Annotated in this window: 22 protein-coding genes; 16 read left to right on the forward strand and 6 right to left on the reverse strand. The window is 62.8% G+C overall.

The features are described 5' to 3' along the window. Nucleotides 1–81: 81 nt before the first annotated feature. Both ACFI9K_RS01080 and ACFI9K_RS01085 read left to right on the forward strand, forming a co-directional pair. Entirely contained in the window at nucleotides 82–390 is a 309-nt protein-coding gene (locus ACFI9K_RS01080) for a WhiB family transcriptional regulator (protein ID WP_032405493.1), read from the forward strand. Between the two features lie 137 nt (nucleotides 391–527). Beyond that, a complete protein-coding gene (locus ACFI9K_RS01085) occupies nucleotides 528–749 on the forward strand; it encodes an ANTAR domain-containing protein (protein WP_462661813.1) in 222 nt (73 codons plus the stop codon). Between the two features lie 145 nt (nucleotides 750–894). On the opposite strand, the gene ACFI9K_RS01090 is transcribed toward ACFI9K_RS01085, so the two are convergent. Beyond that, entirely contained in the window at nucleotides 895–2,109 is a 1,215-nt protein-coding gene (locus ACFI9K_RS01090; RefSeq protein WP_462661814.1) for an EAL domain-containing protein, read from the reverse strand. A gap of 443 nt (nucleotides 2,110–2,552) precedes the next feature. Here ACFI9K_RS01090 and praA point away from each other — a divergent pair, with 443 nt between their 5' ends. Together praA and ACFI9K_RS01100 are read left to right on the forward strand one after the other, a co-directional pair. Then, a complete protein-coding gene (gene praA, locus ACFI9K_RS01095; protein ID WP_462661815.1) occupies nucleotides 2,553–3,062 on the forward strand; it encodes an alkane oxidation protein activator PraA in 510 nt (169 codons plus the stop codon). Nucleotides 3,063–3,110: 48 nt separating this feature from the next. Continuing rightward, nucleotides 3,111–3,830 carry a hypothetical protein gene (locus ACFI9K_RS01100; protein WP_462661816.1) on the forward strand — a complete coding sequence of 240 codons (720 nt, stop codon included), beginning with the start codon at nucleotides 3,111–3,113 and terminating at the stop codon, nucleotides 3,828–3,830. An 81-nt stretch (nucleotides 3,831–3,911) separates the two neighbouring features. Here the strand turns inward: ACFI9K_RS01100 and ACFI9K_RS01105 are convergent, their stop codons facing one another. The 4 genes from ACFI9K_RS01105 to ACFI9K_RS01120 form a co-directional block, all read right to left on the reverse strand. Further along, nucleotides 3,912–5,423 (reverse strand): tyrosine-protein kinase domain-containing protein, encoded by a 1,512-nt coding sequence (locus ACFI9K_RS01105; RefSeq protein ID WP_462661817.1) that lies wholly within the window; start codon nucleotides 5,421–5,423, stop codon nucleotides 3,912–3,914. A gap of 115 nt (nucleotides 5,424–5,538) precedes the next feature. Next, nucleotides 5,539–6,645, reverse strand: coding sequence for a GGDEF domain-containing protein (locus ACFI9K_RS01110; protein ID WP_462661818.1), 1,107 nt, complete (start codon nucleotides 6,643–6,645; stop codon nucleotides 5,539–5,541). A 100-nt stretch (nucleotides 6,646–6,745) separates the two neighbouring features. Then, on the reverse strand, nucleotides 6,746–7,045 hold the full coding sequence (locus tag ACFI9K_RS01115) for a hypothetical protein (RefSeq protein ID WP_462661819.1): 300 nt from the start codon (nucleotides 7,043–7,045) through the stop codon (nucleotides 6,746–6,748). Between the two features lie 45 nt (nucleotides 7,046–7,090). Then, nucleotides 7,091–8,176 (reverse strand): DUF4012 domain-containing protein, encoded by a 1,086-nt coding sequence (locus ACFI9K_RS01120; protein WP_462661820.1) that lies wholly within the window; start codon nucleotides 8,174–8,176, stop codon nucleotides 7,091–7,093. A gap of 125 nt (nucleotides 8,177–8,301) precedes the next feature. On the opposite strand from ACFI9K_RS01120, the gene ACFI9K_RS01125 reads away from it, so the two are divergent. The 5 genes from ACFI9K_RS01125 to ACFI9K_RS01145 all read left to right on the forward strand — a co-directional run bounded on the left by ACFI9K_RS01125 (nucleotide 8,302) and on the right by ACFI9K_RS01145 (nucleotide 14,640). Further along, nucleotides 8,302–9,984 (forward strand): Mu transposase C-terminal domain-containing protein, encoded by a 1,683-nt coding sequence (locus tag ACFI9K_RS01125; RefSeq protein ID WP_377376925.1) that lies wholly within the window; start codon nucleotides 8,302–8,304, stop codon nucleotides 9,982–9,984. Between the two features lie 4 nt (nucleotides 9,985–9,988). Continuing rightward, nucleotides 9,989–10,927: a TniB family NTP-binding protein gene (locus ACFI9K_RS01130; protein WP_377376923.1), complete on the forward strand. Its 939-nt coding sequence runs from the start codon at nucleotides 9,989–9,991 to the stop codon at nucleotides 10,925–10,927. Then, on the forward strand, nucleotides 10,924–12,156 hold the full coding sequence (locus ACFI9K_RS01135; protein WP_377376920.1) for a TniQ family protein: 1,233 nt from the start codon (nucleotides 10,924–10,926) through the stop codon (nucleotides 12,154–12,156). Before ACFI9K_RS01130 ends, ACFI9K_RS01135 begins: the two co-directional genes overlap by 4 nt. A 205-nt stretch (nucleotides 12,157–12,361) precedes the next feature. Then, nucleotides 12,362–13,528 carry a site-specific integrase gene (locus tag ACFI9K_RS01140; RefSeq protein WP_037146834.1) on the forward strand — a complete coding sequence of 389 codons (1,167 nt, stop codon included), beginning with the start codon at nucleotides 12,362–12,364 and terminating at the stop codon, nucleotides 13,526–13,528. A gap of 257 nt (nucleotides 13,529–13,785) precedes the next feature. Further along, nucleotides 13,786–14,640, forward strand: coding sequence for a recombinase (locus ACFI9K_RS01145; RefSeq protein ID WP_242640281.1), 855 nt, complete (start codon nucleotides 13,786–13,788; stop codon nucleotides 14,638–14,640). 135 nt (nucleotides 14,641–14,775) lie between these two features. On the opposite strand, the gene ACFI9K_RS01150 is transcribed toward ACFI9K_RS01145, so the two are convergent. Beyond that, nucleotides 14,776–15,801: a helix-turn-helix domain-containing protein gene (locus ACFI9K_RS01150; protein WP_037146831.1), complete on the reverse strand. Its 1,026-nt coding sequence runs from the start codon at nucleotides 15,799–15,801 to the stop codon at nucleotides 14,776–14,778. A gap of 109 nt (nucleotides 15,802–15,910) precedes the next feature. On the opposite strand from ACFI9K_RS01150, the gene ACFI9K_RS01155 reads away from it, so the two are divergent. The 7 genes from ACFI9K_RS01155 (at nucleotide 15,911) to ACFI9K_RS01185 (ending at nucleotide 23,001) form a co-directional block, all read left to right on the forward strand. After that, complete coding sequence (locus ACFI9K_RS01155) at nucleotides 15,911–16,231, forward strand: 2Fe-2S iron-sulfur cluster-binding protein (protein ID WP_037146828.1); 321 nt, start codon at nucleotides 15,911–15,913, stop codon at nucleotides 16,229–16,231. Between the two features lie 24 nt (nucleotides 16,232–16,255). Beyond that, nucleotides 16,256–17,644, forward strand: a complete 1,389-nt coding sequence (locus tag ACFI9K_RS01160) for a cytochrome P450 (RefSeq protein WP_037146827.1) — start codon at nucleotides 16,256–16,258, stop codon at nucleotides 17,642–17,644. Then, entirely contained in the window at nucleotides 17,641–18,849 is a 1,209-nt protein-coding gene (locus ACFI9K_RS01165) for an NAD(P)/FAD-dependent oxidoreductase (protein WP_037146826.1), read from the forward strand. The genes ACFI9K_RS01160 and ACFI9K_RS01165 overlap by 4 nt, the downstream gene beginning before the upstream one ends. Nucleotides 18,850–18,918: 69 nt before the next feature. Continuing rightward, nucleotides 18,919–19,659 (forward strand): transglutaminase-like domain-containing protein, encoded by a 741-nt coding sequence (locus ACFI9K_RS01170; protein WP_037147416.1) that lies wholly within the window; start codon nucleotides 18,919–18,921, stop codon nucleotides 19,657–19,659. A 394-nt stretch (nucleotides 19,660–20,053) separates the two neighbouring features. After that, nucleotides 20,054–20,890: an SDR family oxidoreductase gene (locus ACFI9K_RS01175; protein WP_037146825.1), complete on the forward strand. Its 837-nt coding sequence runs from the start codon at nucleotides 20,054–20,056 to the stop codon at nucleotides 20,888–20,890. A gap of 46 nt (nucleotides 20,891–20,936) precedes the next feature. Continuing rightward, the gene (locus ACFI9K_RS01180; RefSeq protein ID WP_037146824.1) at nucleotides 20,937–22,001 is read left to right on the forward strand and encodes a BtrH N-terminal domain-containing protein; all 1,065 of its coding nucleotides are present in this window, start codon (nucleotides 20,937–20,939) and stop codon (nucleotides 21,999–22,001) included. Between the two features lie 445 nt (nucleotides 22,002–22,446). Then, nucleotides 22,447–23,001 (forward strand): PaaI family thioesterase, encoded by a 555-nt coding sequence (locus tag ACFI9K_RS01185; RefSeq protein WP_008720413.1) that lies wholly within the window; start codon nucleotides 22,447–22,449, stop codon nucleotides 22,999–23,001. Nucleotides 23,002–23,005: the final 4 nt, after the last annotated feature.

Genomic DNA, 23,005 nt, shown 5'->3' on the forward strand with positions numbered 1-23,005 from the left:
GGCATTCGGTTGTTTCGAGTTACCCGAGGTGGGGAATGTGGGTCGTGGAACGATCGGCACGACGCGAAACGGATCACGACGATGACAGATGACCAGGTCTGGCGCCTCAAGGGTGCGTGCATCGACGACATGGATGCCTACGACTCGCAGCAACTTCCCCGCCACGGACGCAAACGCGCAGAAAAGGCATGGCGACTGTGCGCCGACTGCCCTGTGTTGCGTAACTGTGCGGAGCAAACGGCGCGCGACATCGAGTCGGGTCGCATTCCGGTCGGCGTTGTCGTCGCCGGTGCCGCGTACCACGACAACGCGAGCAACGGTCGTCGCACGGACGCCTACCGCACTCTCGAGTTCTTGATCGGACGACCGCTGTCCAACCCGGCCGCCTGACAAAAAAGGGCGGCTCATAACGCTGCGGTCACGAACGGCTACGAATCAGGTAACGCCGACAGCTCTGTTCGACGGCATGTCGGCGTGTCCCCTCGGTGGCAAGCTGCGTCGGAACAAGTTGCGCAACAATCAGTCTCATGTCCACTATGCACGCAAACCCCGTCGAATTGCCGGACGATGTTCAGCGGGCACTCGTGCAGAGAGCGCCTATAGAACAGGCGAAGGGAATGCTGATGGCAGTGCATCAGATCACCGCGGACGCGGCATTCGCTCTGCTCGTCGGCCAATCGCAGGGATCCAATCGGAAGCTTCACGACGTCGCCGTGGAATTGGTGAACAGGGTCTCGACCGAACGTTGACCACAAAGGCGACCCCGTACGCTGTTGTTTCAACGTACGGGGTCTGAGCAATGCTGCAGTCCGGACTACTTCATCGCCTGCTGTGCGGTATGCCCTGCCGTGGCCACCCGAAACATCTGCTTCCTGGCACTCGGTGGAGGGCGAGTCAGAACCGCGCGAGAATTGCACGCGCACAACGGACTACAGTGGCCCGGTCGTACGACATGACATAGTCGAACTCACGGTCTGCGTCGGACTCACCGCGATGCAGATCGATGGCAGCGAGTACACCGCAGAAGTGCGGTCCGAGTACCACCACGTTCCACTCCTCGACGAGGGAATCCGACGGGTCGAGTGGCGCGTGCACAATGCCACCCTCCTGCACGTACCCCATCCCCACCCCGTAGACGCCGGCGTACGAGATCTGCTCCGCCATCGACACCCAGCGCGCGCGGGTGGTGGGAGTGAAGTGCTCGGCCCTCTGAAAAGTGCCGAGTATCAACGTTTCCGGTCCCGCAGATGCAGCCTGCATCTCGAGGGATGTACTCATCGCCACCAGCAAACGCTTGGTACTCCGCGTAGCTATCTTGCCTTCGGCCGCGATGGCGTACGGAGATTCCATCGCGATCGAGGGAGTGCTCCAGGTGGGGAACGGAGGCATCACCTCAGAGGCGTCGGAGGGAAGATCTTCTGTCGACTGTGTGGCCGGGTACAGCTCACCCACTCCGTACGTCGCACCGAGTCCCAGAGCGCGGCTCCGATGCAGCGCGGTGTCGACTCCGCTGGCGACGACCACCGCACCGGTTCGCTCGACCTGGGCAGAGACTGCATGGGCGGTTCGCGCAGTGGACAGGCCTGGACGTGTGGAGACCATCGTTTCAGCAAGAATGATCACGTCCGGTTCGATGAGCGGGAGTAGCGTCATCGACTGCGGCCGACGACCGACATCGTCCACGGCGACCACCTTGCCGTCGCGCCGGGCCTTGTCGATAGCCGCGAGAGTCCGGGCCGGGCTGTCCACGAGCGCTGCTTCGGTGACGACGACGATGTCGCGTCGAAGTTGCTCTTCGGTGACCGCGTCGATGGAGGCGAGCGAGCCGACATCCATCGAGACGAGCATCGGCAGTCGCACCGACCGCTCGAGCCGAGCGACTCGCCAAGCCAGGGCGTCGAGTTCACGTTTGGCGTCCATGGCCCTGGCCGCACGCTTGAGGGCATCGGCGGAGGCAAGCGGACCGTTCGCGGGCCCACGCAGCTGTACCTCGATCGCTGCGAGCGCACCATTGTCCAGTCGACAGACCGGGGCGAAATACGGCTGCACCGTCAACTCTCCCGTGTCCGTGTCGACTGCGGATCCTGCTTCGGCCAGCGCGAACGTCACACCACAGTTTGACACGAAAAATCGACCCCCGTCCTACGGGGGTGGATCGGAGTTTCAAACCTGACTTTCTTCAGCTCTTTTCGCTCCACTGATCATCGAGGACGGAGGTGTCACGGACGACGTCGCATGTATCTCGTTTGGGTAACGCTGCATAACGTTCCGATAACGAGACCCGCGCCGTCGAGGCCGGGTCGGTCGACATGGGCTCGAGCGGAATCGGGCCGAAAGCCCATGCTGAAGCGCGCTTTCGAGGCACGAGCCCAATTTCATTACCAGAGCGTACAACAAACGAACCGCCCGTATTGTGACTTGTCACAGACTTGAAATGAAACAATTCCGACATTCGGTTCGCCGCCCTAACGTCCCTTTCGGCTACCGGATCTCCGGTGCCACCGGCTGCCCACCGGGGCCCCGGAGCCGCTTTGGACTTGGAGGATCGTTCGATGACGCCCAGCTCACCGTTTTACTCACGCACACTTGCCGCGGTGTTCGCGGCCGTGGCGATCACCGGTGCAACGGTCGGTGCCGCCAGCGCCGGCGCCGCCACCATCTCGCCTGCAGGCACTGCCTTCACCGCACCCGGAACCATCGTCGTGAGCACGCCCGCCTCGTTCGGTGTGCCGGTGAGTTGCTCCATCGACCTCATCGGGAGCACCAGCGCCGACGGCTCGTCGGCATCGATCACCGACGCCAAGATCAGCGGCTCCAACCGTCTGTGCAACCTGCCGCAGCTGAAGAACCTGCCCTGGACCCTCACTCCCACCAGCGCTACCACCGGCGAGGTCTCCAACGTCGGCTTCTCACTGGTCGGATACAACTGCGGCCCTGCCACCCTGGCCGGTTCTTTCGACAACATGACCAACACTCTGACCTCGACCGATCAGCCGATGTCCGGTAACTGCACGGTCAACAGCCTGTCGGTTCAGCCGAATCCGGCCTTCACCCTGTCCTGACGCTCGAACCCTCGTCCGAACAACAACCCGATATCCGAAGGAAACCACGTGAAGATTCGCAACAAGACCGTCGTCACCGTGGCGGCACTGGCATCGTCCGTCGCACTGGCAACGATGGTGGCCGCACCGGCCAACGCTGCCGACACGCTTCCCATCACGTTTCAGGCAGATACGACCACGCTCATTTCCAAAACCGGTCAGCCAGTGGTGTTCCCGACCACCGATCTGGTCACCGACGTCGACATCGTCGGTGGAACCGTGACCGGTTCTCTCGACCTCCCGCAGGCATCGGCCAACCTCAAACTCGGTCCCGCGACGCTGGCCAAGTTCACCATTTCGATCATCGACCCGACCCCGGTGTCCGGCACGCTCGTCCAGGGCGGACCCGCCGACGCACCCACGCTGGACCTCGATGTGAAGCAGAGCTTCAAGATTCGCATCGATTCGGTGAAGCCGCTGGGCATCGACACCGGATCGGCCGGATCGTCTTCGCTCGACCTGATCCCCGCAGGTGCCAACTGCGTCACGGCCGAAACCACCGCCAACCTCACCGGTTCGCTCGATGCGATCGATCTGATTCAGAACAACCAGACCGACTCACATGTCAAGGGCACCTACACGATTCCGCAGTTCCAGAACTGTGGCGCGTTCACCTCGGTGCTCAACGCCATCATCGCCGGACCGGGCAACACTCTCGACGTGCACCTGACCAACCCGGTCTTCGACGTCGGAACGCAGTCCGCGATCGCAGCCAAGGTTGCGCGCTAGAGGCACGCAACCCTGAGTCGTGACGGCGGCCGGTACCGAATTCGGAACCGGCCGCCGTCGTCGTCACCGAGGTTCAGGCACTCATTGCGCAGAGCCCGAGTTCGGATCAACGCTTCGGTCGAACAACGGCCGCAGCGGTTTTAGCTTCGACTCCGGCCACTTCTTACCCGAAGCTCTCGTCGTGGCAGTGCGGGCAGACGGGGCAGGAGTCGGCGGAACACCGACCCGCGTCCCATCGGAATCGGCAGTGTAGTTGTACGAGTAGCTGTACGCGTCACCCTTGCGGATGGGTGTCATCACCATGACCACACCCAAGACGCGGGCTCCGATCGCTTCGAGATTCTTTATTGCCCTGTCCAGTTCATGAGTCTTCGTATGCCCGTGGCGGACCACGATCAGTGCGCCGTCGGTATGCGTAGTGAGCACGGCCGAGTCGGTGACCGGCAGCAGCGGTGCGCCGTCGACGATCACGTAGTCGAAGTTGCTACGAAGCTGATCGATCAACGTCCTCGACGCTTCCGATCCCAAAAGCTCGGAAGGATTGGGCGGCAACTTGCCCGATGCCATCACTTCGAGCCCCTCGTACCTGGTCGGCTGCATCACGTCGTTCAATTCCGCCTGTCCCGCAAGGACGGTACTGAGACCGACCGATCCGAGCACTCCCAGGTATTTCGAGATTCGGGGGCGCCGCAAGTCACCCTCGACCAACGCAACATGGTGGCCGGCCTCTGCCATTGCCAGCGCAAGATTCACCGCCGTGGTCGATTTGCCTTCGCTCGGAATCGCGCTGGTCACGACGACGACTCGTGGCGGATTGTCGACTGCCAGAAATTGCAAGTTGGTGCGCAGTTCGCGAAACGCCTCGGCACTCGAGGACTGCCCGGCATCGTGAAATTCGATTGCGGGATGCTCTCCACGCCTCTTGTCGAACGGAATGCTGCCCACCTGTGTCTTGCCGAACACGGCCTCGACGTCACGCCGGTCCTTGACCGTGTTGTCGAGTCGATCTCGCAGCACCGCGACGGCAATTCCGAGGAGCAGTCCCAGACCTGCTCCAATTGCCAAATTTCGCAGTGTCTTCGGGCTGACAGGAGTTTCCGACACTCCGGCGAGTTGGACGATCTTGACCCCTGCCGCGGGCGTGCCACCGTCGGAAGGAGTTTCCAGACTCCGCACCTGGGTCACCAGCTCTGCGGCCATCGCGTTGGCGATATCACGAGCAAGAGTGGGCGATGCGTCCGTCGCGGTGATGTCGAACAACACCGTGTCCGGGGTGGATTGGGCCTCGACCTTCTCGGCCAGGTCGCTCGGCGTGAGATCGAGTGGCAGCACGTCGAGCACTCGTGCCGCGAGAGCTTCACCGGTGACCAGTTCGGAATAGGACGCTACGCGCTGCTGCGAGAACAAGTTGTTCTGGTAGGCCTCGCCGACCGTGGAGCCTCCGGTCGCCGACACGAACATTTTGGCCGTGGACTGATAGAGCGGCGTGGTCAACAGAGATACCCCGAGTGCTCCCACAACAGCCACCAGTGTGGTGACGGCAATGACGACCCATCGCCCCTTCAGGATCTTCAAGTAATCCTGTATCTCCATGTACGTGCGCTCCCCATCCGTCACGGCACGTTGCGACCCATGACTGTGAGCGTCAATCGTTACATGACTCGTGGCTCTCCGTGCGGGTGGTAAGTCATCGCCCTTGTTCGCACGCTCACAGATGATCGACGATCGGGAGGTACTCGGCCGGCTCGTCGCTCGAGGCAACACGATTACCTCCTAGCCTCTTCGCCTGGTACATGGCCTTGTCTGCCTCACCCAACAGTTTCTCGACGTGGTCCCTCATGGTTCTCGACCCGGCAACCGCATGGGCGACGCCGATCGACGCGGTCAGCGGCGGTCGGTCGGTTTCATTGCACAATCGGGACCTCAATAGATCCGATCGTTCTTTCACCACCGCCGGACTGTCGAGGCAGGCGACTGCGAACTCTTCACCGCCGAGACGGACCGCGACGGCGGGTGCAGGAAACATTTCGAGAATGCGGCTCGCCGCCAGTCGAATAACAGCATCTCCGTGCTGGTGACCGAACCGGTCGTTGACCGACTTGAAGTTGTCGATATCGATAACAACGACGGTGACCGTCCCATGCGGCACCGAACGAAACTGAAGGTTGCCTATCGACGCATCGAATCCCCGTCGATTCTGCATCCCGGTCAGGGGGTCGAAAAACGCGCCGGTGGCGTCGCGGCGCAGCAGCATGAGGAACGTATGACAGATGAGGGGAGCGGAGAACATCACCAGAATCAGCATGACCATATGAAGGTTGCTTGTCAGCCGCTGCTCCGGCTCGTCGACCACGGCGAAGCCGTACAGGGTAACGGCGGTGACGAGAGCAAAGGTGTGGTGGGCCGTGAACAGTTTCGGCCCGTGAAACCCGACGACGTAACTGCCCATCACCGTGAACAGCGCTGCCATCGGGAGCGCAACGGACGGCGGATCGAACGTGAGCAGGACTACGGCCAGTACGACGTCGGCATACAACACGAATGCAAAAGACATCCGCCGACTCGGCCACCCGCCGGCCAACCATGCAGCCCCCACCGGAACGGCGGTCAAGATCGTAAACCACAACGCCCAACGCGCAGAAGAACCGTTGCCGAGACCTGAAATGGCCAAGCCGATCGCAGCTGCCGCCGCGTAGAGCCAGCACCAGATGCCGATCAGAATTTTGGTTATCTGCAGCGCTTGTTGGGACCGCGCGTACGCAACGTTCCACCCGTAGTCGACGGGAAGCGACCACCATCGGCGAAGACTGTTCACAGTTTTCGAGCAACTTTCCTAGTGTCCCGAACTGAAGATCCAAGTCAACCACAGATGAAACCGGCTGGTCCGAGAACGAGAACACAATTTCGGAGTTGCGTCATCCGCGCATGCCGTCCGCAAGCTCGATCACTCGTCCGGCATAGGTCACCATGAACGCATCGAGCGCACGTCGTGACAGTTCGGGACATCCAGCTCGTCGAAAGTAGTGCTCCAGATCCACCAACCGGTCCCCCATGTCGACGCGTTGCCGATCCAGAGCCTGGAGGGCGGCGACGAGCAACTCGAGCTCTTCGGCCTTACACAGCACGTCGTCCACCGGATCACCGTCCACTTCACTGAAGTCGTACTCGAATCGTGCGGCGGAGTCGGGCTTCCCTCCCGACTCCGCCGACGGCAATGCTACCCGATATCGAACATACGTGCGAATATTACCGACGGCCGTTCAGTCGCATTCCGAGAAGTCCACCACGGTCGGTGTCGAGATGGATTGCGGCTGAACAGGTGCCAGAGCCACGCCGCTCACCATCGGTTCGACAAGGTTGTATTCGATGGTCCTGGTTCGACCCGGTTCGATGACGACCGGAACGTAGAACACCGGGTGGCCGCGTTCGGCGGCGGTCAGGAGAAACAGTGGAGTGCCGTCGATGGTGGCGTCCGTCAACGTCGCACCCTGCGTTGCGTACAGCGCCACCACCGACCTGTTGGTTCCCGGTGGTCCGCCGTATCGGGTCGAATCGTTCTGTCTACCGGCGATGTAGGCGGGGTAGTCCTGTTGGGGTGCATTGTTGGTCAGTTCGGCGATCACTCGGGTGGTCCGCGTCGCGCCGTCGCAGGACTGGGAGGTGTAGTGAACCTTGCGCTGCAGGTAGTAATCGAGCTTGCCTCCGGCGCCGTTGTTCACCACCACTGCGGCGTAGGGCTGCGGGCTGTCCGACACTTCGTGACCGATCTCGGTCGGACCCAGAATTGCTTGCAGCGCGGGGTCCGCGCTCCAGACGGCGAGGTGGCCTTCGACGGTCGCTTTTCCGAGCGCTTCGAGCAGAGCACCCGTCGACCCGGTCTTCTCCTGCATCTTCGTGACGACCCTGGCGGCAATGTCCTGGAGATACGCCTTGCGTGCGGTGTTGTCGTTCTGGAACCGAAAGTAGGCGTCGGACTGCGTGATCCGTACGACGTTGGATCCGTCGATCACTTCACCGTCGTCCATCGTGATGGGACCGACTACATCGAGGATGTAGCCGAGCGCTACCGGGTCGGTTGCCAACGCACCGTCGACACGCTCGCCCGTTTGCTGCTGCCACATCGACTGCCAGATCTGCGCTGCGTACGGGAAGTGCGGGCTGACATTGCTGTTCTGCCAGTTCTGCGTGGCCCGAAAACTGCTCTCGTAGGCGTCGAAGAAGTCCGGCCCGAGATCGATCGGGTCGTAGCCCATTCGGAGCTCGTCGTTACTGGCCAACCTGTCCACGCCGATTCGCCCGCCCGCAGCCCGGACAATACTGATGCCGCCGATCAGTCCGCCTGTCAACTTCAGAAGACGGCTGCACTCTTTGCAGGCGTTTCGAGGGTGAGTGCAGTGGTCTTCTGACATTCTGATGTCAGAAGTGCGGTGCACGGTCGCACGCTCGGCTCTCGGTGACAGGGAGGCTTGTGGTGGACCCCGACAAGCTCGACGTCGTGGAGACCGGTGTGCTGACAGCGTCGGGGGAGCGGTGGTCTCAGGCTGAGGCCCGTTTCGCTGTCCTGGCTCCCTTGCTGGAGATGCATCCGGTGCGTTCGGAAGCGGTCGACGATGCCGCGCAACGGTTGGGATTGTCCAGGCGGCAGGTCTACACGTTGGTCGGCAGGCTCAGGAACGGGACGGGGACAGTCACCGATCTTCTGACGAAGGTCTCGTCGGGAGGGCGTGGCCGCAGCCGAGTAGCGGCTGAGGTCGAGGACGTGATCGGCGATCATCTCACCCGCTATTTTCTTCACCGCCAGAAGCTGAGTGTCGCTGTGCTGCATCGACGTATAGCACTGGCGTGCCACCGCGCGGGTCTGCCAGTGCCGGCCAGAAATACAGTCACCGCGCGTATTGCCGCGCTCCCTCCGGCATCGGTGGCCAGGTCACGCGGAGGACCCGATGCCGCCCGCCCACGTCAGTCCGCCGGCGACAGTCCACCGACGGTTTCGGGGATTCTCTATCAGGTCCAGATCGACCACACCGTCGTCGATCTGATGGTCGTTGACGAGTACGAGCGGCAACCGATCGGCCGCCCCTACCTGACGATCGCCATTGATGTCTTCAGCCGTTCCGTACTCGGGTTCGTCGTCACTCTGGAGCCGCCGTCGTCGATATCGGTCGGGTTGTGCCTGGGCCGCGTGTGCTGTGAGAAGCAGACATGGCTGGAGGCATGCGAGCTCGCGGAGCAGGTGCAGTGGCCGATGGCAGGGAAGCCGAAACAGTTGTATCTCGACAACGCCTCCGAGTTCAAAAGCGAAGCGCTGCGCCGCGGATGCGCCCAGCACGCCATCACACTCGAATACCGTCCTCCGGGCCGACCGCACTACGGCGGGATCGTCGAACGCATCATCGGAACGGCGATGACGGCTGTGCACGAGCTGCCTGGGACCACCTTCTCGAACCCAGCGGACCGAGGAAGTTACGACTCGGACAAGCACGCGGCGTTGACATTGCGTGAGTTGGAGCGCTGGCTGGTCCTGGCCATAGCCTCGTATCACGGAAGCGTTCACACAGGGATTGGGAACACTCCGGCCGCGGTGTGGGCCGGCGAGGTAGCCGCAGTTGGTCATGCCCCTCGTGTGGTGCTCGGCGAAACCGCGTTCCTGGTGGACTTTCTTCCCGTCATCCGGCGACGTCTGAGGCGTACGGGCTTCGTTCTCGATCACGTGCACTACTTCTCGAACGCGCTCAAACCGTGGGTTGCGCGGCGAGAGGATTTGGGGCGGTTCGTGATACGACGTGACCCACGCGATTTGAGCAGAATCTGGGTCCTCGAACCAGACGGTGCCGGCTATGTCGAGGTGCCGTACCGGACGATGTCACATCCCGCGGTGACACTGTGGGAGCACAGAGCTGCTATCTCCCGTCTCCGCGAACAAGGTCGGTCGAACGTTGATGAGAGCGTACTGTTTTCGATGATCGAGCAGATGCGCGAGGTCACCGACCGCTCGCAGAAAGCCACCCGCAAAGCCCGGCGCAACCGTGCCCGCCGTACGCATCTCACCGGCGACGCCGCGTGTGCACCGATCCCGGCGATCCACCCGCCGGTGGAGCCTCGAGCGGACGGCGGCACCGCAACGCCTGTCTTCAGCGACATCGAGGAATGGTGAGGCGATGACCGCATCGACAGGAAGCAGCGACGAACCCACCGAGTCGTCCAGCGAGGATTTTGGGCACCTGCGGGAGTCGGTTCGACCGCTCACCGCACTCGACGACGCGGAGCGGATCCGGTTGATCCGGTCGGAGAGGTGGATCGGGTATCCGCAGGCCCGTACGGTCATCGACCATCTGGAGTCGTTGTTGTCGTGGCCGGACCGGCAGCGTATGCCGAACCTACTGTTGCTCGGTCCGACGAACAACGGCAAGTCGATGATCATCGAAAAGTTCCGGCGCACTCATCCGCCGATCAGCTTGTCCGACCGCGAGCAGATACCGGTGTTGTGCATGCAGATGCCCCCGGACCCGTCACCCGGCCGGTTCTACCTCGTACTGCTCACAGCGTTGGGAACACCGACCAGGCCCCGCAATCGGGTCCACGAACTCGAACAGCAAGCATTGATGCTGCTCCGCGCCACCGGCGTACGGATGTTGATCATCGACGAGCTCCACAATGTTCTCGCCGGCCGCGACAACGTCCGCCGCGAATTCTTGAACGTGCTGCGGTTCCTGGGCAACGAACTACGCATTCCTCTTGCCGCTGTCGGAACCCGCGACGCCTACCTCGCCATCCGGACCGATCCGCAGCTGGAGAACCGATTCCACCCCATGACTTTGCCGGTCTGGACCAACACTGCCGACACCAGATCACTGCTGGCCAGCTTCACCACGAGCTTCCCCCTCCGCAAACCCTCGCACCTGACATCACCGGAGATGACCGACTACCTCCTCACTCGCTGCGAGGGCACCATCGGTGAACTGACAACGCTGCTCACAGCCGCAGCAGTGACCGCCGTCGACAGTGGAGAGGAAGCGATCACCTCATCGGTGCTCACGCGCACTCCGTACCTCGGCCCCACGGAGCGACGCCGCCAGTTCGAACGCCACCTCGCGTGAACGCACGGCTCGCGGCGATGCCCGATGATGCGTACGTCCGCCCGTGGCCGCTGCACCCGCCGCCACTGCCAGGTGAGGTCCTCTCGTCCTGGTTGGCCCGGATATGCGAGCTGTATCCGCACATCAAGCCTTCTGATCTGTTTGCAGACCTCGATATCGATTGTGCTGTCGAGGATCTCGACCGCTACACACCGGAGCCGATCCTTGCCGAGCTGGCCGGTCGCGGCGCAGTCCCGGTAGAGAGGGTGCGGATGATGACGTTGGCGGGGTGGACACCGTGGCTGCTCGACAGTACCGACCCCGCCGACTGCGACTTCGACACCTACGTCCACCAATTCTCGATCCTGCTACCGGCCGACCTCGCGAGGCAGGATCGACGACGCCGCACACCCACAAGCGACGCATGGTTGCCGTGGGCGAGCACTCCGCGCAGTCGGGCATGCCCGGCATGTATCGACAGCCTCGAATCCACTGCTGATATCAACATGACTCTGCTGCATCAATATCCGGTGCTGAGCAGCTGCCTCGACCACCGTTGCCGACTCGAACCCTGCTCTGCTTTCCCTGGTCATGCGATCTTCTGGGATCAGGTCCGGTTCGGTTCGGACGAACGGGTCTCGCCCGTTCCGGTTCCCTCAGCGGTCACGGACCTCGATCGGCGCAGCACCGAGGCTCTGACGACGGGATGGGTGGAACTCGGCCCAGGCCGGGTACATGCCGCAGTGTGGTTTCGGCTTCTGCGCACCGTCGTCGACGAAGTGTCCTCGCCGCTGGTTCGCACCGGACGGTGGGCGACGAGGCTCGTTGCGATCTGGAGGGCCGCCGGTCGTTCTCGCCCGTTGCGGACAGCGTGGGTTCCGTTCGAGGACCTGCACTGGGACGAGCAGGCGAAAGTTCTCGAGGCTGCAGCGATCGGCATTGCGATGGTCGAGAGCGGTGAGATCGATGCCGGCGGTGCGCACGCATCTCTGCTGCGCCCACGTCCCTATGAGCCGGTCGATCCTGGGACAGCTCCGACGCGCTCGTCTTATCCCGCACCCGAGCGGGATCTGTGGGCTGACGCGCACGCTGCGGCCGAGGCCGCCATCGCGGCGGCGCGCGTCGATCCCGCATCCGCCAGTTCGTTGTACAACTTCCTGCGCTGGGGGTGCCGCACCGCAGGGGAGCTCGATGAGACGGTGCAACTGTTCCTCGACCACGGGATCCCGTTGCAACATCCGCCGACATAGCTATCGCCCGATGGAGCGGGGTCGTCCGCGATGCACGCGCGGCGACAGCCGAGAAGCTCGTTTTCGCGCCGGGGTCATAGTCACCAACGTTATTTGTGCGGTGACCGACGAGAATTTTCCTTCCCGCACCATCATCGCGAAAAGGCCTGCTCAGCGTGTTTTCGGCTTGAGAAGTCTGTCGGAGGTGCTCGCTACAGTGCTTGTCATGGCAGATCGGCAGCTCGGTGAGGTCGGGGACGCGGATTCACTCGTCTCGGTGAGTGGTGTGGCAGTGTTCCCGGACCTACCGGTCGAGGTCGCTGCTCGGATAGAACAGTCGATCGCAGCTTCTCGTTCGGCCGGAACACGCCGTGCCTATGCCTCGGCGTGGAGGCGATTCGAGAACTGGTGCATCGTCCTCGGGCACCAGGCTTTGCCGGCGCATCCCGCAACGGTGGCGGCGTACCTCGTCGGCGCGGCCGACACGCTCACCGTCGACGGGACGCGGGCGTATGCGCCGTCGACGTTCGACAAATGGATCGCGGCGGTCGCGGACCGCCACCGCGCTACTGGACACGACAACCCGTGCGGGCACGAGATGGTCCGCGCCACCCTCTCGGGTATCCGGCGGGATTACGCGTCTGCGGGGGAGCGGCCCCGCAGACCCCGTGCCCCGCTCCTCACCGCTGACATCACTACGATCGTCGACCACGCCCGACGCACTGCAGCGGGCTGGGCGTCGGAGGTCCTCGAACGCCGCGACACCGCGCTATTGCTGATGGGCTACACCGGCGCATTCCGCCGCAGCGAACTCGTAGCGCTCGAATGCCGCGATGTCCACCGCGACCGCCTCGATGGTGCGCATGTACGTATCCGGAAGTCGAAGACCGACCAGGACGGCACCGGAACCGTGAAAGCACTCCCGTTCACCGCCCGCCACGAGTCATGCCCGGTCTGCGCGTGGGTGCGATGGCTGCAGATCGTCGCAGCGTTCGACACCGGCGGCAGAGTTGCTGTCATCCGAATACTGTCCCGCGCAGTGGAATTCGACTCCCATATCTGTCGCGGCACCCTTCCTGTGGTCGAGAAACGGTCCCCTCTGTTTCGGTCCGTCCGCAAGAACGGCAACCTCTCCGACACAGCCCTGTCCGGAGCCGCGGTGCACGCGGCGATCCGCCGCCGCGCTACTCGAGCTGGATACGACCCCGTCACCGTCGCTCAGCTCGGCGGGCATTCCCTCCGTTCCGGCTTCGTCACGCAAGCCTTCCGCAACGGAGCTGACGCGCATGCGATCATGCGCCAAACCGGGCACACCACACCCGCAATGGTCGAAACATACGCTCACGAGAATGCGCCACTGATCGGCAACGCCGTCACCGAGCTCGGCTTATGACCAGGCACCCGACCGAGCCAGTGACCGGCGACGGGACGACCGGGGCAGATGCTGACCACGACGACCGCCCTTGTCCGATACGACCAGCGGACATCACGAACACGTCGATACCGAGGCGGGATCGGCACACGTGGTCCCTGTTCGAGGACTGGTGCACCGCCCATGGCGAACCCTCACTGGCGGCCTCTCCGGAGTCGCTTGCTCGGTTTCTCCACGCGCACCCCGCCGCGCCGACGACCCAACGCCGTCGGATCGCGGTGATCGACATCGCTCATCATCGGCATCTATTACCTCCTCCGGGGTGTGCGGAGATCGTTCGGGCTGCGCTGGACGTGGCGCGTACGGCGCGCCTGCACGAGCTGGCAGCCGTGATCGGCGGTATCGTCGCCCGCCTCCCCGAATCCGGTTGGCCGTCAGAACAGTTCGCGCGGCGAGACGCCCTCGTCCTGATCTTCGCTTCGACCGGTCTGCCGTACACCCAGATCGCGGCCCTGCGGCACTGCGACGTCACCGCCGATCCGAGGATCGACGCCCTTCGTATCGACACAGGCCGCGGCGTCCGCACTGTCACTTCCCTCGCGCTGGCGGGGACGGGCATTTCTCCGCGCACGGTGTATCAGCGCTGGTGTGAGGTACTCGGCCATCAGACCCAGTATCCGAGCACCCGAATGCTCGCCGACGCTCTCGATGCCGTGGACGGCACCGGGCTCGGCGGATACGACCGGTATTTCGACCCGGCCGGGAAACAGCCGCTGTCGACTCCTATCGACCGGTGGGGCCACACCCCGTTGGCTGCGACCCCGCTGACCGCCCGTGCGGTCGCGGGCATCGTGCGAATGCACCTGGACGGACGGGCACCCACCCACCTGCAGTCCACTGCGCGGTCACAACATCCGGAGCAGATCGCGGCACCGGATCCAGTACCGCGGGTCCTACTTGACCCCGGCTACTACGAACGCGGAACGCTTGCGCGTAGACACGCCCACGGTCTTCTCGACGACGTGGACTCCGTCCTCGCCGATGTCGAAACCCGCGCGGACAGCCTGTTGGAAGCACTCGTCGACTTTCTCGAATCGGAGACCGCACGCGTACCGGCCGACACCGTCGAGTGACAAGTGGTTCGTACTCGGGTCTGCACACACTCTTCTTCTCACGGCAGGGAGGCGGTGACGTCTCCGAAATCTCCGAGATGAAGATCGACCAGGCCGCGAACGAACGATGCATCGATCTGACCCCGTCTGTGTGGTCTACGTCGAATCCGGGTCGTCCGAGAGTCGTGGGTTTCGGAAATCTCTCGGAGAGCGCCCGGTCCAGCGTTTGAAGGCATGAGAGAAGTTGGCGAGGTCGCTGTATCCGAGTTCAGAAGCGATCTCGCTGACCGAAACCGAGCGATCAAGGAGCCGTAGCATCGCGCGTTCGTACAGCAGCGATTGGCGCACCTTGCTATAGGTGGTTCCTTCTTCGGCAAGCCGCCGTTTCAACGTGCTGCTGGACATTGACAATGCTTGTGCAACATCATGGTTGGTTCGCTGTCCGAGGTCCTTTTCCAACAGTTGCCTCACCTTCTCGGCGGATGACATGGACCCACTCCGATGGGCGAGTGTCCGCTGCAGATCAGTGATAGCGAGACGATATGCGAGAGGGTCCGAGAACCGACAAGCCTTGTTTAGTGTGTCCTCGGGTACGTGGACGAAGGAAATCGGAGCGTCGAAGAACCGGCGATTCGCCGGACCTTTGTCGTGGCTCACCTCGGTCGGCTCCGGCCAGCTCAGATGGAGTGTCACCGGCGATATGTCACCGGCGAGCATGTCCAGCAGTCGTAATAACGCCGACCCGCCGTAGGTGATGACCAAGCAGTCCAGTGCGGAATCGCCTGTGTGCGCAGTGAGCCCGACGATCAGACCGTAGTCGCCAGTGTGGAACTGCGATTTCAACGCCGTGGAGATCAATGGCAGGTATGTCAGGAGATCGACGATCTCGGCGACCGAACCAGCGCTGATCAAAGGTGAACTCAGGGGCCCGAACGATGTCAACTGGGCCTGCTCGGCAAACGCAAATCCGAGTCGAGTGGCCTGGGCGATATCGAGTTCGGGATAGACCTCCCGAAACCACCGTATCGGCGCCTGGACGTCATGCTGAATGAGCGTCGCTTCACTGGTTCCTTCGCGGTGCATGATCGCGCGAAGGCGCGCGGCGGCGTCAGGGTCGAGTGCGCGGCGTTCGAGCAGCTGCACGAACGCAAGCGGTGGCACGCCCTCATCGCTCAGCTTCACGGTGATTCCTTTGACCCGAATTCACAAGTTTATGACTCCACCGAACATAGCCGTCACCCGCGTTTGCGACGACACTTTCGTCAATCACGCCGGAAAACGAGGAGTTGACATGGCAGCTGTAACTTTCGTCGCCCACGATGGTGAGAAGCACGAGGCGGCTCTGGTCGAAGGTCGATCGCTGATGCAGATTGCAACCGACAATGCTGTGCCGGGGATCGATGGAGACTGTGGGGGCGAAACGGCCTGTGGCACCTGCCATGTGATCGTCGACCCGCAGTGGTCAGGAGAGGTGGGTCTGTCCGGCGCCGACGAGGAAGAGATGCTGGCGATGAACCCCGAGCGTGAACCCACGTCTCGGTTGTCGTGCCAGATGGTGGCCTCGGAAGCGTGGGATGGCCTGATCGTTCGAACACCTGAATTCCAACTGTGATGTGCGAAAGGCAGGCACGACAGCATGAAAGTTTCTGAGTCGATCACCGACAAGGTCCAGTCGACCATCCCTATAGGGCTGCAGATCCAGGGCGCTCATCTGTACGACAAGACCCGACGGTGGGTGACTGGCACGAATGGCAAGAAGATCTTCGTCGAAAGTCCCATTCCACCGGTCGAGGATGTCGAGCTCGCCGACATCGACCTCAGTAACCCCTTTCTTTACAGACAAGGGCGGTGGCAGTCGTACTTCGAGCGCGTGCGGAACGAGGCACCGGTTCACTACCAACCCAACAGTCCGTTCGGCCCGTTCTGGTCGGTCACGCGCCATGCCGATATCGTGGCCGTCGACAAGAACCACGCTGTGTTCTCGGCCGAACCGTTCATCGTCATCGGCGTCCCGCCCCGGTTTCTCGATATCGAGATGTTCATCGCGATGGACCCGCCACGCCACGACAAGCAGCGCGCTGCCGTCCAGGGGGTTGTCGCACCGAAAAACCTCCGGGAGATGGAGGGACTGATCCGATCGCGGGTACGGGAGGTGCTGGACGACCTCCCCTTGAACGAGCCGTTCGACTGGGTGCAGAATGTCTCGATCGAGTTGACAGCTCGGATGCTCGCAACTCTTTTGGATTTCCCCTACGAACAACGCCGCAAACTCGTCTACTGGTCCGATTTGGCAACCTCGATGGAGCAAGCCAACGGTGGGCCCTCGGACAACGACGAGGTGTTCGAGGGCATGCGTGACATGGCCCGTGGCCTCAGCGCTCTCTGGCATGACAAAGCAGCCAGGAGGTCTGCAGGGGAAGAGTCCGGTTTCGATCTGATCACCATGTTGCAGAGCAACGAGGACACCAAGGATCTGATCGATCGTCCGATGGAATTTCTGGGCAACCTCGTCCTGCTGATCGTCGGTGGGAACGACACGACGCGAAACTCGATGAGCGGTGGCGTTCTTGCGTTGAACCAATTCCCCGACCAGTTCGAGAAATTGAAGGCCAATCCCGATTTGATCCCCAACATGAACTCGGAAATTATCCGATGGCAAACACCCTTGGCGTACATGCGCCGAATCGCCAAAGCCGACACCGTTCTGAACGGACAATTCATCCGCAAGGGTGACAAATTGGTGATGTGGTACGCCTCGGGTAACCGCGACGAACGCATTTTCGAGAATCCTGATGATTTCATCATCGATCGTGCCAATGCGCGCAATCACATCGCGTTCGGATTCGGTGTACACCGGTGTATGGGCAATCGGCTGGCCGAAATGCAGCTGCGGATTCTGTGGGAGGAGTTGCTTCCCCGCTTCGAGAACATCGAGGTCGTCGGCGACCCCGAGTATGTTCAGTCGAATTTCGTGCGGGGCATCAGCAAGATGATGGTGCGCCTGACGCCTACTTCCAGCGCATGACATCGCAACGGGCGATCATCGTCGGCGCAAGCCATGCTGGGGCACAACTGGCAGCTAGTTTGCGCCAAGAAGGTTGGACAGGCGAGATCGTCCTCATCGGTAACGAGTCCGCCACTCCCTATCAACGCCCCCCGCTGTCGAAGGCATACCTGGCGGGCAAATGCGTACTCGACGATATCGCCATTCGCAGCACGGACTTCTACTCCAAGCAAGGTATTCAGCTCCTGAACGCGCAGGTGGAGGCCATCGTTCGGTCGGAGGGCGACGTCGTTCTCGACACCGGGGAGAAGCTGGCCTACGACAAGCTCGCGCTGTGCACGGGAGCCCGCCCTCGTCGGCTCACCGTTCCCGGGGCCGATCTCCACGGGGTCTACTACCTGCGCACCGCAGCGGACGTCGAGAGGATCCGTATGGCCACCGGCCCTGGCCGGCGGGTGGTGATCGTCGGAGGCGGCTACATCGGACTCGAGACAGCGGCATCACTGCGCGCACTGGGCGTACAGGTCACAGTCCTCGAGGCAACTGGGCGTGTGCTCGAGCGGGTCACTGCTCCCGAGGTATCGACGTTCTTCGAGCGGATACATCGCGAGCAGGGAGTCGACATCAGAACGAACGCGATGGTCGAAGGCCTGTCCGGTGACCGTGAGGTTCGTGAAGTCAGTTTGGCCAGCGGGGAATCGATCCCCGCAGATCTGGTCATCGTCGGTGTCGGCGTCGAGCCGAACACCGACCTCGCCGCCGATGCGGGTCTTGTCATCGACAACGGCATCGTGATCGACGATCACACTCGGACCAACGACCCCGACATCATGGCGGCGGGGGACTGCGCGAGCCACGACATGGCCCGTTACGGCCGTCGACTACGGTTGGAGTCCGTCTCGAGCGCAGGAGAGCAGGCCAAAGTCGCTGCCTCGACCGCCTGCGGGAAGTCCAGAAAAATCGAAGCGTTGCCGTGGTTCTGGTCAGATCAGTATCACTTCAAGCTGCAGATCGCCGGCCTCAACACTGGATACGACGAAGTGGTTCTCAGCGGTGACCCCACCCGCGACAGTGATTTCAGTTGCTTCTATCTCCAGGCCGGTGAGCTCATTGCCGCCGACTGCATAGGTCGCCCGCGCGAGTTCATGTACAGCAAACGGGTGATCGCCCAGCGACTCCCCGTCCAACGCGAAGACCTGATGCTCGGCGGACTCGCGCGCAACTGACCGATCCTTCGGTCGTTGTGCACACAACAGCAACCGGTTTGCTCAGAAAAGGGAACATCAGCGATGACCATGACAGACCGCCCGCCCGGAGCACATACTACGCAGCCACCACACGCGTACCTGGGAGCAACGGACTTCCTCGACATCGAGCACGAATCCGTGCGGGCGTTCACCGCCGCGGCAATCGGAGATGCGAGCAGCGACCGTGACAAGGCCAGACGCCTCTTCGCCGCCGTCCGCGACCAGATCTGGTACGACCCGTACACCGTGTCGGATGATCCGGCCCACTATCGAGCGAGCTTCGTCCTCGAGACCGGGCGCGCTTACTGCGTCCCGAAGGCGGTGCTGTTGACCGCAGTGTGCCGGGCGGCGGGTATCCCGGCACTGCTCGGCTTCGCCGACGTCCGAAATCACCTGCAGACCGAGACGTTGCGCGCGCTGATGGGCGGCACCGACCTGTTCGTCTACCACGGCTACAGTCGCCTCTACATCGAGGGCCGGTGGTTGAAGGCCACGCCGGCATTCAATGTCGAGTTGTGCGCTCGTTTCGGCGTGCCGCCAGTGGAATTCGACGGCGATCGCGATGCTCTCATGCATGCCTTCACCGCAGACGGAGCTCAGCACATGGAGTATGTCCGCGAGCGAGGAGTCTTCGACGACCTACCCTTGAACGCGATCTTGACGGTGCTTCGGCACGCCTACGGCCCCACGATCTTCACGGGCGCTCACCCACTCGATGATGTTTTCACCGGCCGCACCCGGCCGGACGAAACTCCCGGGGATCGAAACTCGCCGCGGGAGTCTCGATGAACACAAGCGGTGAGAACATACGCGCCGAACCCCGTATCGCGGCCGACTGCCGATCGGTCGGAGCTCTCTCCGCGAACAATCGCGATCGTGAACACTCGGACCGCCTCGGACACCTTCGAATCGGGTGAGCCGATACCTGCTGGCAGAGCTGTGCCACATGACTGTCTCGTCGCCGCGGCCGTGGTAAGGCCGACACCGGAAGTTGCACCGAACAGACGAGACCCGTTCTGCCGCTGGGGTTGCGGCTGCGGGCGATGAACGACCGATCCGAACGCCTCCCCGGGCACGAGACGACGTGCGATACCCATATCCCTCTCCCGTGTGCGCAGCCGCTACCGCGAGAGCGGGCCGACAGGCGTCTACCGATGTCTCTCATCTATGCAAGGAGCGCAGCATGACGAACAACGCACCTCACACCCCCGCCAGGACGGTGGCGATCACAGGTGGAGCTCGCGGCATCGGCTATCAGACAGCGAAGGAGTTGATTCGACGAGGCCACCGGGTCGCCATCGGCGACATCGACGAGGCACGTGCGAAGGAGGCCGCCGCCGAACTCGGGGTGAAGGTCGTCACCCGACTCGACGTCACCGAACCTGACTCGTTCACAACGTTTCTGGACCTGGTCGAACGTGAACTCGGACCCCTCGACATCCTGATCAACAACGCGGGCATCATGCCTACCGGCCACGCCCACGAAGAGGACGATGCAGTAACCCGGCGGCAAGTCGAGATCAACGTCCTGGGTGTCATCTTCGGGACCAAACTGGCTCTTCAGCGCATGCTGCCGCGCCGCACCGGACACATCATCAACACTGCGTCATTGGCCGGCGAGCTCGCGGTACCTGGTTTGGCGACCTACTGCGCTACCAAGTTCGCAGTCATCGGATTCACAGAGGCCGCACGACTGGAGTACCGCAAGTCAGGGGTTCGACTGTCCACAGTCCGCCCGACGTTCACCAACACCGAACTCGTCGCCGGAACCGCCGGCGCAAAGGGATTACGCAACGCCGAGCCGGAGGAGATCGCCCGCGCGACAGCAGATCTGATCGAGAATCCACGCCCCTTCGTCCGCGTCACCCGTCTCGCAGGCGCAATGGTCGCGGCGGTGAAATTCGTCCCTGGGCGTCTGGCGACCGGACTGGGTGCGGCCCTGAACACAGATTCGGTGTTCCTCGCGGACGTGGACATGGCTGCTCGCCGAACGTATCTCGACAGAATCCGGAACAGCTGAGCGTGCCGACACGCGCGCTCGACCAACCACCCGAAAGGCAGTCACAGTGACCCCCACGACTCTGATCGAGAACTATCCCCACCGGATGGGAGGGCACTGCGGGTCAGGTGCAATGCGAGACCTTCTCCAGTGGCACGGTCTGGGATGGGACGGACCACCCGACGAGGGGTTGGTGTTCGCACTGGGTGGTGATCTGGGTTTGTCCTACCTGCGATCGGACGACCTGGTCCCACCGATGTACCTGGTCGGCCGCGGTGCCGACTTCGAGATCGACTTGCCGCGCAGGCTCGGCGGACAAGTCGAGGTTCTCACGACCGACGATCCCGGTGAGGGATGGTCATGGGTTCGCGACGACATCGATGCGGGACGACCCAGTCTGGTCTGGGCCGATATCGCTGAGCTGCCCTACTTACGGGTGAAACTGCAGATGAGTCGCCACGACATCGTGGTGATCGGCTACGACGAGATCGGGGGGACTGCCTCGGTCGTCGACAACGATCGGGCCGACGTGCAGGAGATCCCGCTCGACGCGCTCGCTCGGGCGCGATCTTCCACCTCGTTCCCGCAACCGACACGTCACTGCACGTACCGAATCGCATGGCCGCAGACACTGCCGCCCGTGTCGACTGCCGCGGCCGCGGCCTTCGCCCGATCCGCCGCCAGCATGCGCGCCCCATCGACACCGGGAATAGCCGACCACGTACCAGCAGCCGGTGCCGAAGGATTGGCCGCGGTCGACCAGCTGGCAACCGACGTCAAGAGCTGGGTCGACCTTCCGCCCGATGACCTCGAGACGCTGCTGTTCAGTCTCGGTATCTTCATCGAAAAGGCCGGAACCGGAGGCGGGCTCTTTCGTCGGCTTCTCGCCGACGGCTGTACCGAGATTGCACGTCTGACCGGTGATCCCGCTACCGCAGACCTCGCGGCGGCCGCCGATCACTGCGCCCAGGCCTGGACCGAAACTGCCCGCGCCGGAACACAACGCGGTCTCGATGTACGAACACGCGCAGCTGCGGTGGCCGTGTCGGCTGCCGGTCTGCCTGCACTCGAGCTGATCCTGGTGGAGTCCCTGGAGTCTGCTTCACGCTCGCTGTCCGCCATCACGAGATGATGCCCATCGTCGTTCGACGGCGCGCGGTGAACGGCGCATCGCACTGTGCTGCAGCCGCTCGTGTCGGATCGCCCCAGGCGTGCGGAGGCACCGAACGACCGAAGAGTTGCCGGACGGAACAGTCGGACGCCTCTCGGTGGACGCTGTATCGATGCCGTGTCGTTGCTCGGCAACAGACCCTGATCCCTGCCTCACGCCGACAGCAATTCAGCCGCCGACGGGAGCTGTCGATGTTTCGCGGTCACCGTTTTCGGCTCGGCGGCCGCGTCGTGTGCGCTATCGGGCCGAGCGGTGCGTTGAGTGAGAACACTCCCGCTCGTGGTAATCATGGCGGGGGCGAGTGCGCCGACCGGTCGGACGAACGCCCGACCGGACGCTGCGGTGCAGGCCGAGCGCGCGAAGACGCGACAGACTCGGCACGGTTTCACGACAGAGAGGTCCGACCATGAAAAGAATTCCGGACGAGGTCAGCGGGTCGGCCGGCCCCGCTATCGAGAACTGGGCGCGCTCGTTCTGGAGCACGACTTCCGAGTCGCCTGATCTACCGCCCCACCACCCCGACTGTCTTGGTTGTGGGCCGGAGAACCCGCACGGCCACGCCTTGTCGGTCCAGCGTGACGAGAACGGCGTGGTGGCTCACCATGTGTTCGATCAACGTCATGTCGGGGCACCCGGGATAGCACACGGCGGCGCGGTGGCGACCGTTCTCGACGATCTGTTCGGCTTTTTGCTCTACACAGTGGGTGAGCTCGCCGTGACGCGGCGTCTCGAGCTCGACTACCTAGCGCCGGTTCTGCTCGGCACTCCATACGTATTGCGTGCTGCCGTTCGGTCTCGTGATGGGCGCAAACTGGATCTCACGGCCACGATGGACGATGCGCAGGGCCGCTCCGTAGCCACCGCTACTGCCCTGTTCGTGGTGGTCGAGGTCGAACACTTCATGCAGTCCCAAGCCCGAGCCCAACTCCGGGCCACAGACACGAATCACACCGAAGAATAGACAC

This window comes from Rhodococcus sp. PSi06, assembly GCF_054960675.1.

Bases quoted from the DNA above. Each gene is read 5' to 3' on its own strand.
- ACFI9K_RS01130 (WP_377376923.1), top strand. From the start codon at position 9,989: ATGACCGCATCGACAGGAAGCAGCGACGAACCCACCGAGTCGTCCAGC.
- ACFI9K_RS01155 (WP_037146828.1), top strand. From the start codon at position 15,911: ATGGCAGCTGTAACTTTCGTCGCCCACGATGGTGAGAAGCACGAGGCG.
- ACFI9K_RS01175 (WP_037146825.1), top strand. From the start codon at position 20,054: ATGACGAACAACGCACCTCACACCCCCGCCAGGACGGTGGCGATCACA.
- praA (WP_462661815.1), top strand. From the start codon at position 2,553: ATGACGCCCAGCTCACCGTTTTACTCACGCACACTTGCCGCGGTGTTC.
- ACFI9K_RS01140 (WP_037146834.1), top strand. From the start codon at position 12,362: ATGGCAGATCGGCAGCTCGGTGAGGTCGGGGACGCGGATTCACTCGTC.
- ACFI9K_RS01160 (WP_037146827.1), top strand. From the start codon at position 16,256: ATGAAAGTTTCTGAGTCGATCACCGACAAGGTCCAGTCGACCATCCCT.
- ACFI9K_RS01165 (WP_037146826.1), top strand. From the start codon at position 17,641: ATGACATCGCAACGGGCGATCATCGTCGGCGCAAGCCATGCTGGGGCA.
- ACFI9K_RS01080 (WP_032405493.1), top strand. From the start codon at position 82: ATGACAGATGACCAGGTCTGGCGCCTCAAGGGTGCGTGCATCGACGAC.
- ACFI9K_RS01185 (WP_008720413.1), top strand. From the start codon at position 22,447: ATGAAAAGAATTCCGGACGAGGTCAGCGGGTCGGCCGGCCCCGCTATC.
- ACFI9K_RS01085 (WP_462661813.1), top strand. From the start codon at position 528: ATGTCCACTATGCACGCAAACCCCGTCGAATTGCCGGACGATGTTCAG.
- ACFI9K_RS01170 (WP_037147416.1), top strand. From the start codon at position 18,919: ATGACAGACCGCCCGCCCGGAGCACATACTACGCAGCCACCACACGCG.
- ACFI9K_RS01105 (WP_462661817.1), bottom strand. From the start codon at position 5,423: ATGGAGATACAGGATTACTTGAAGATCCTGAAGGGGCGATGGGTCGTC.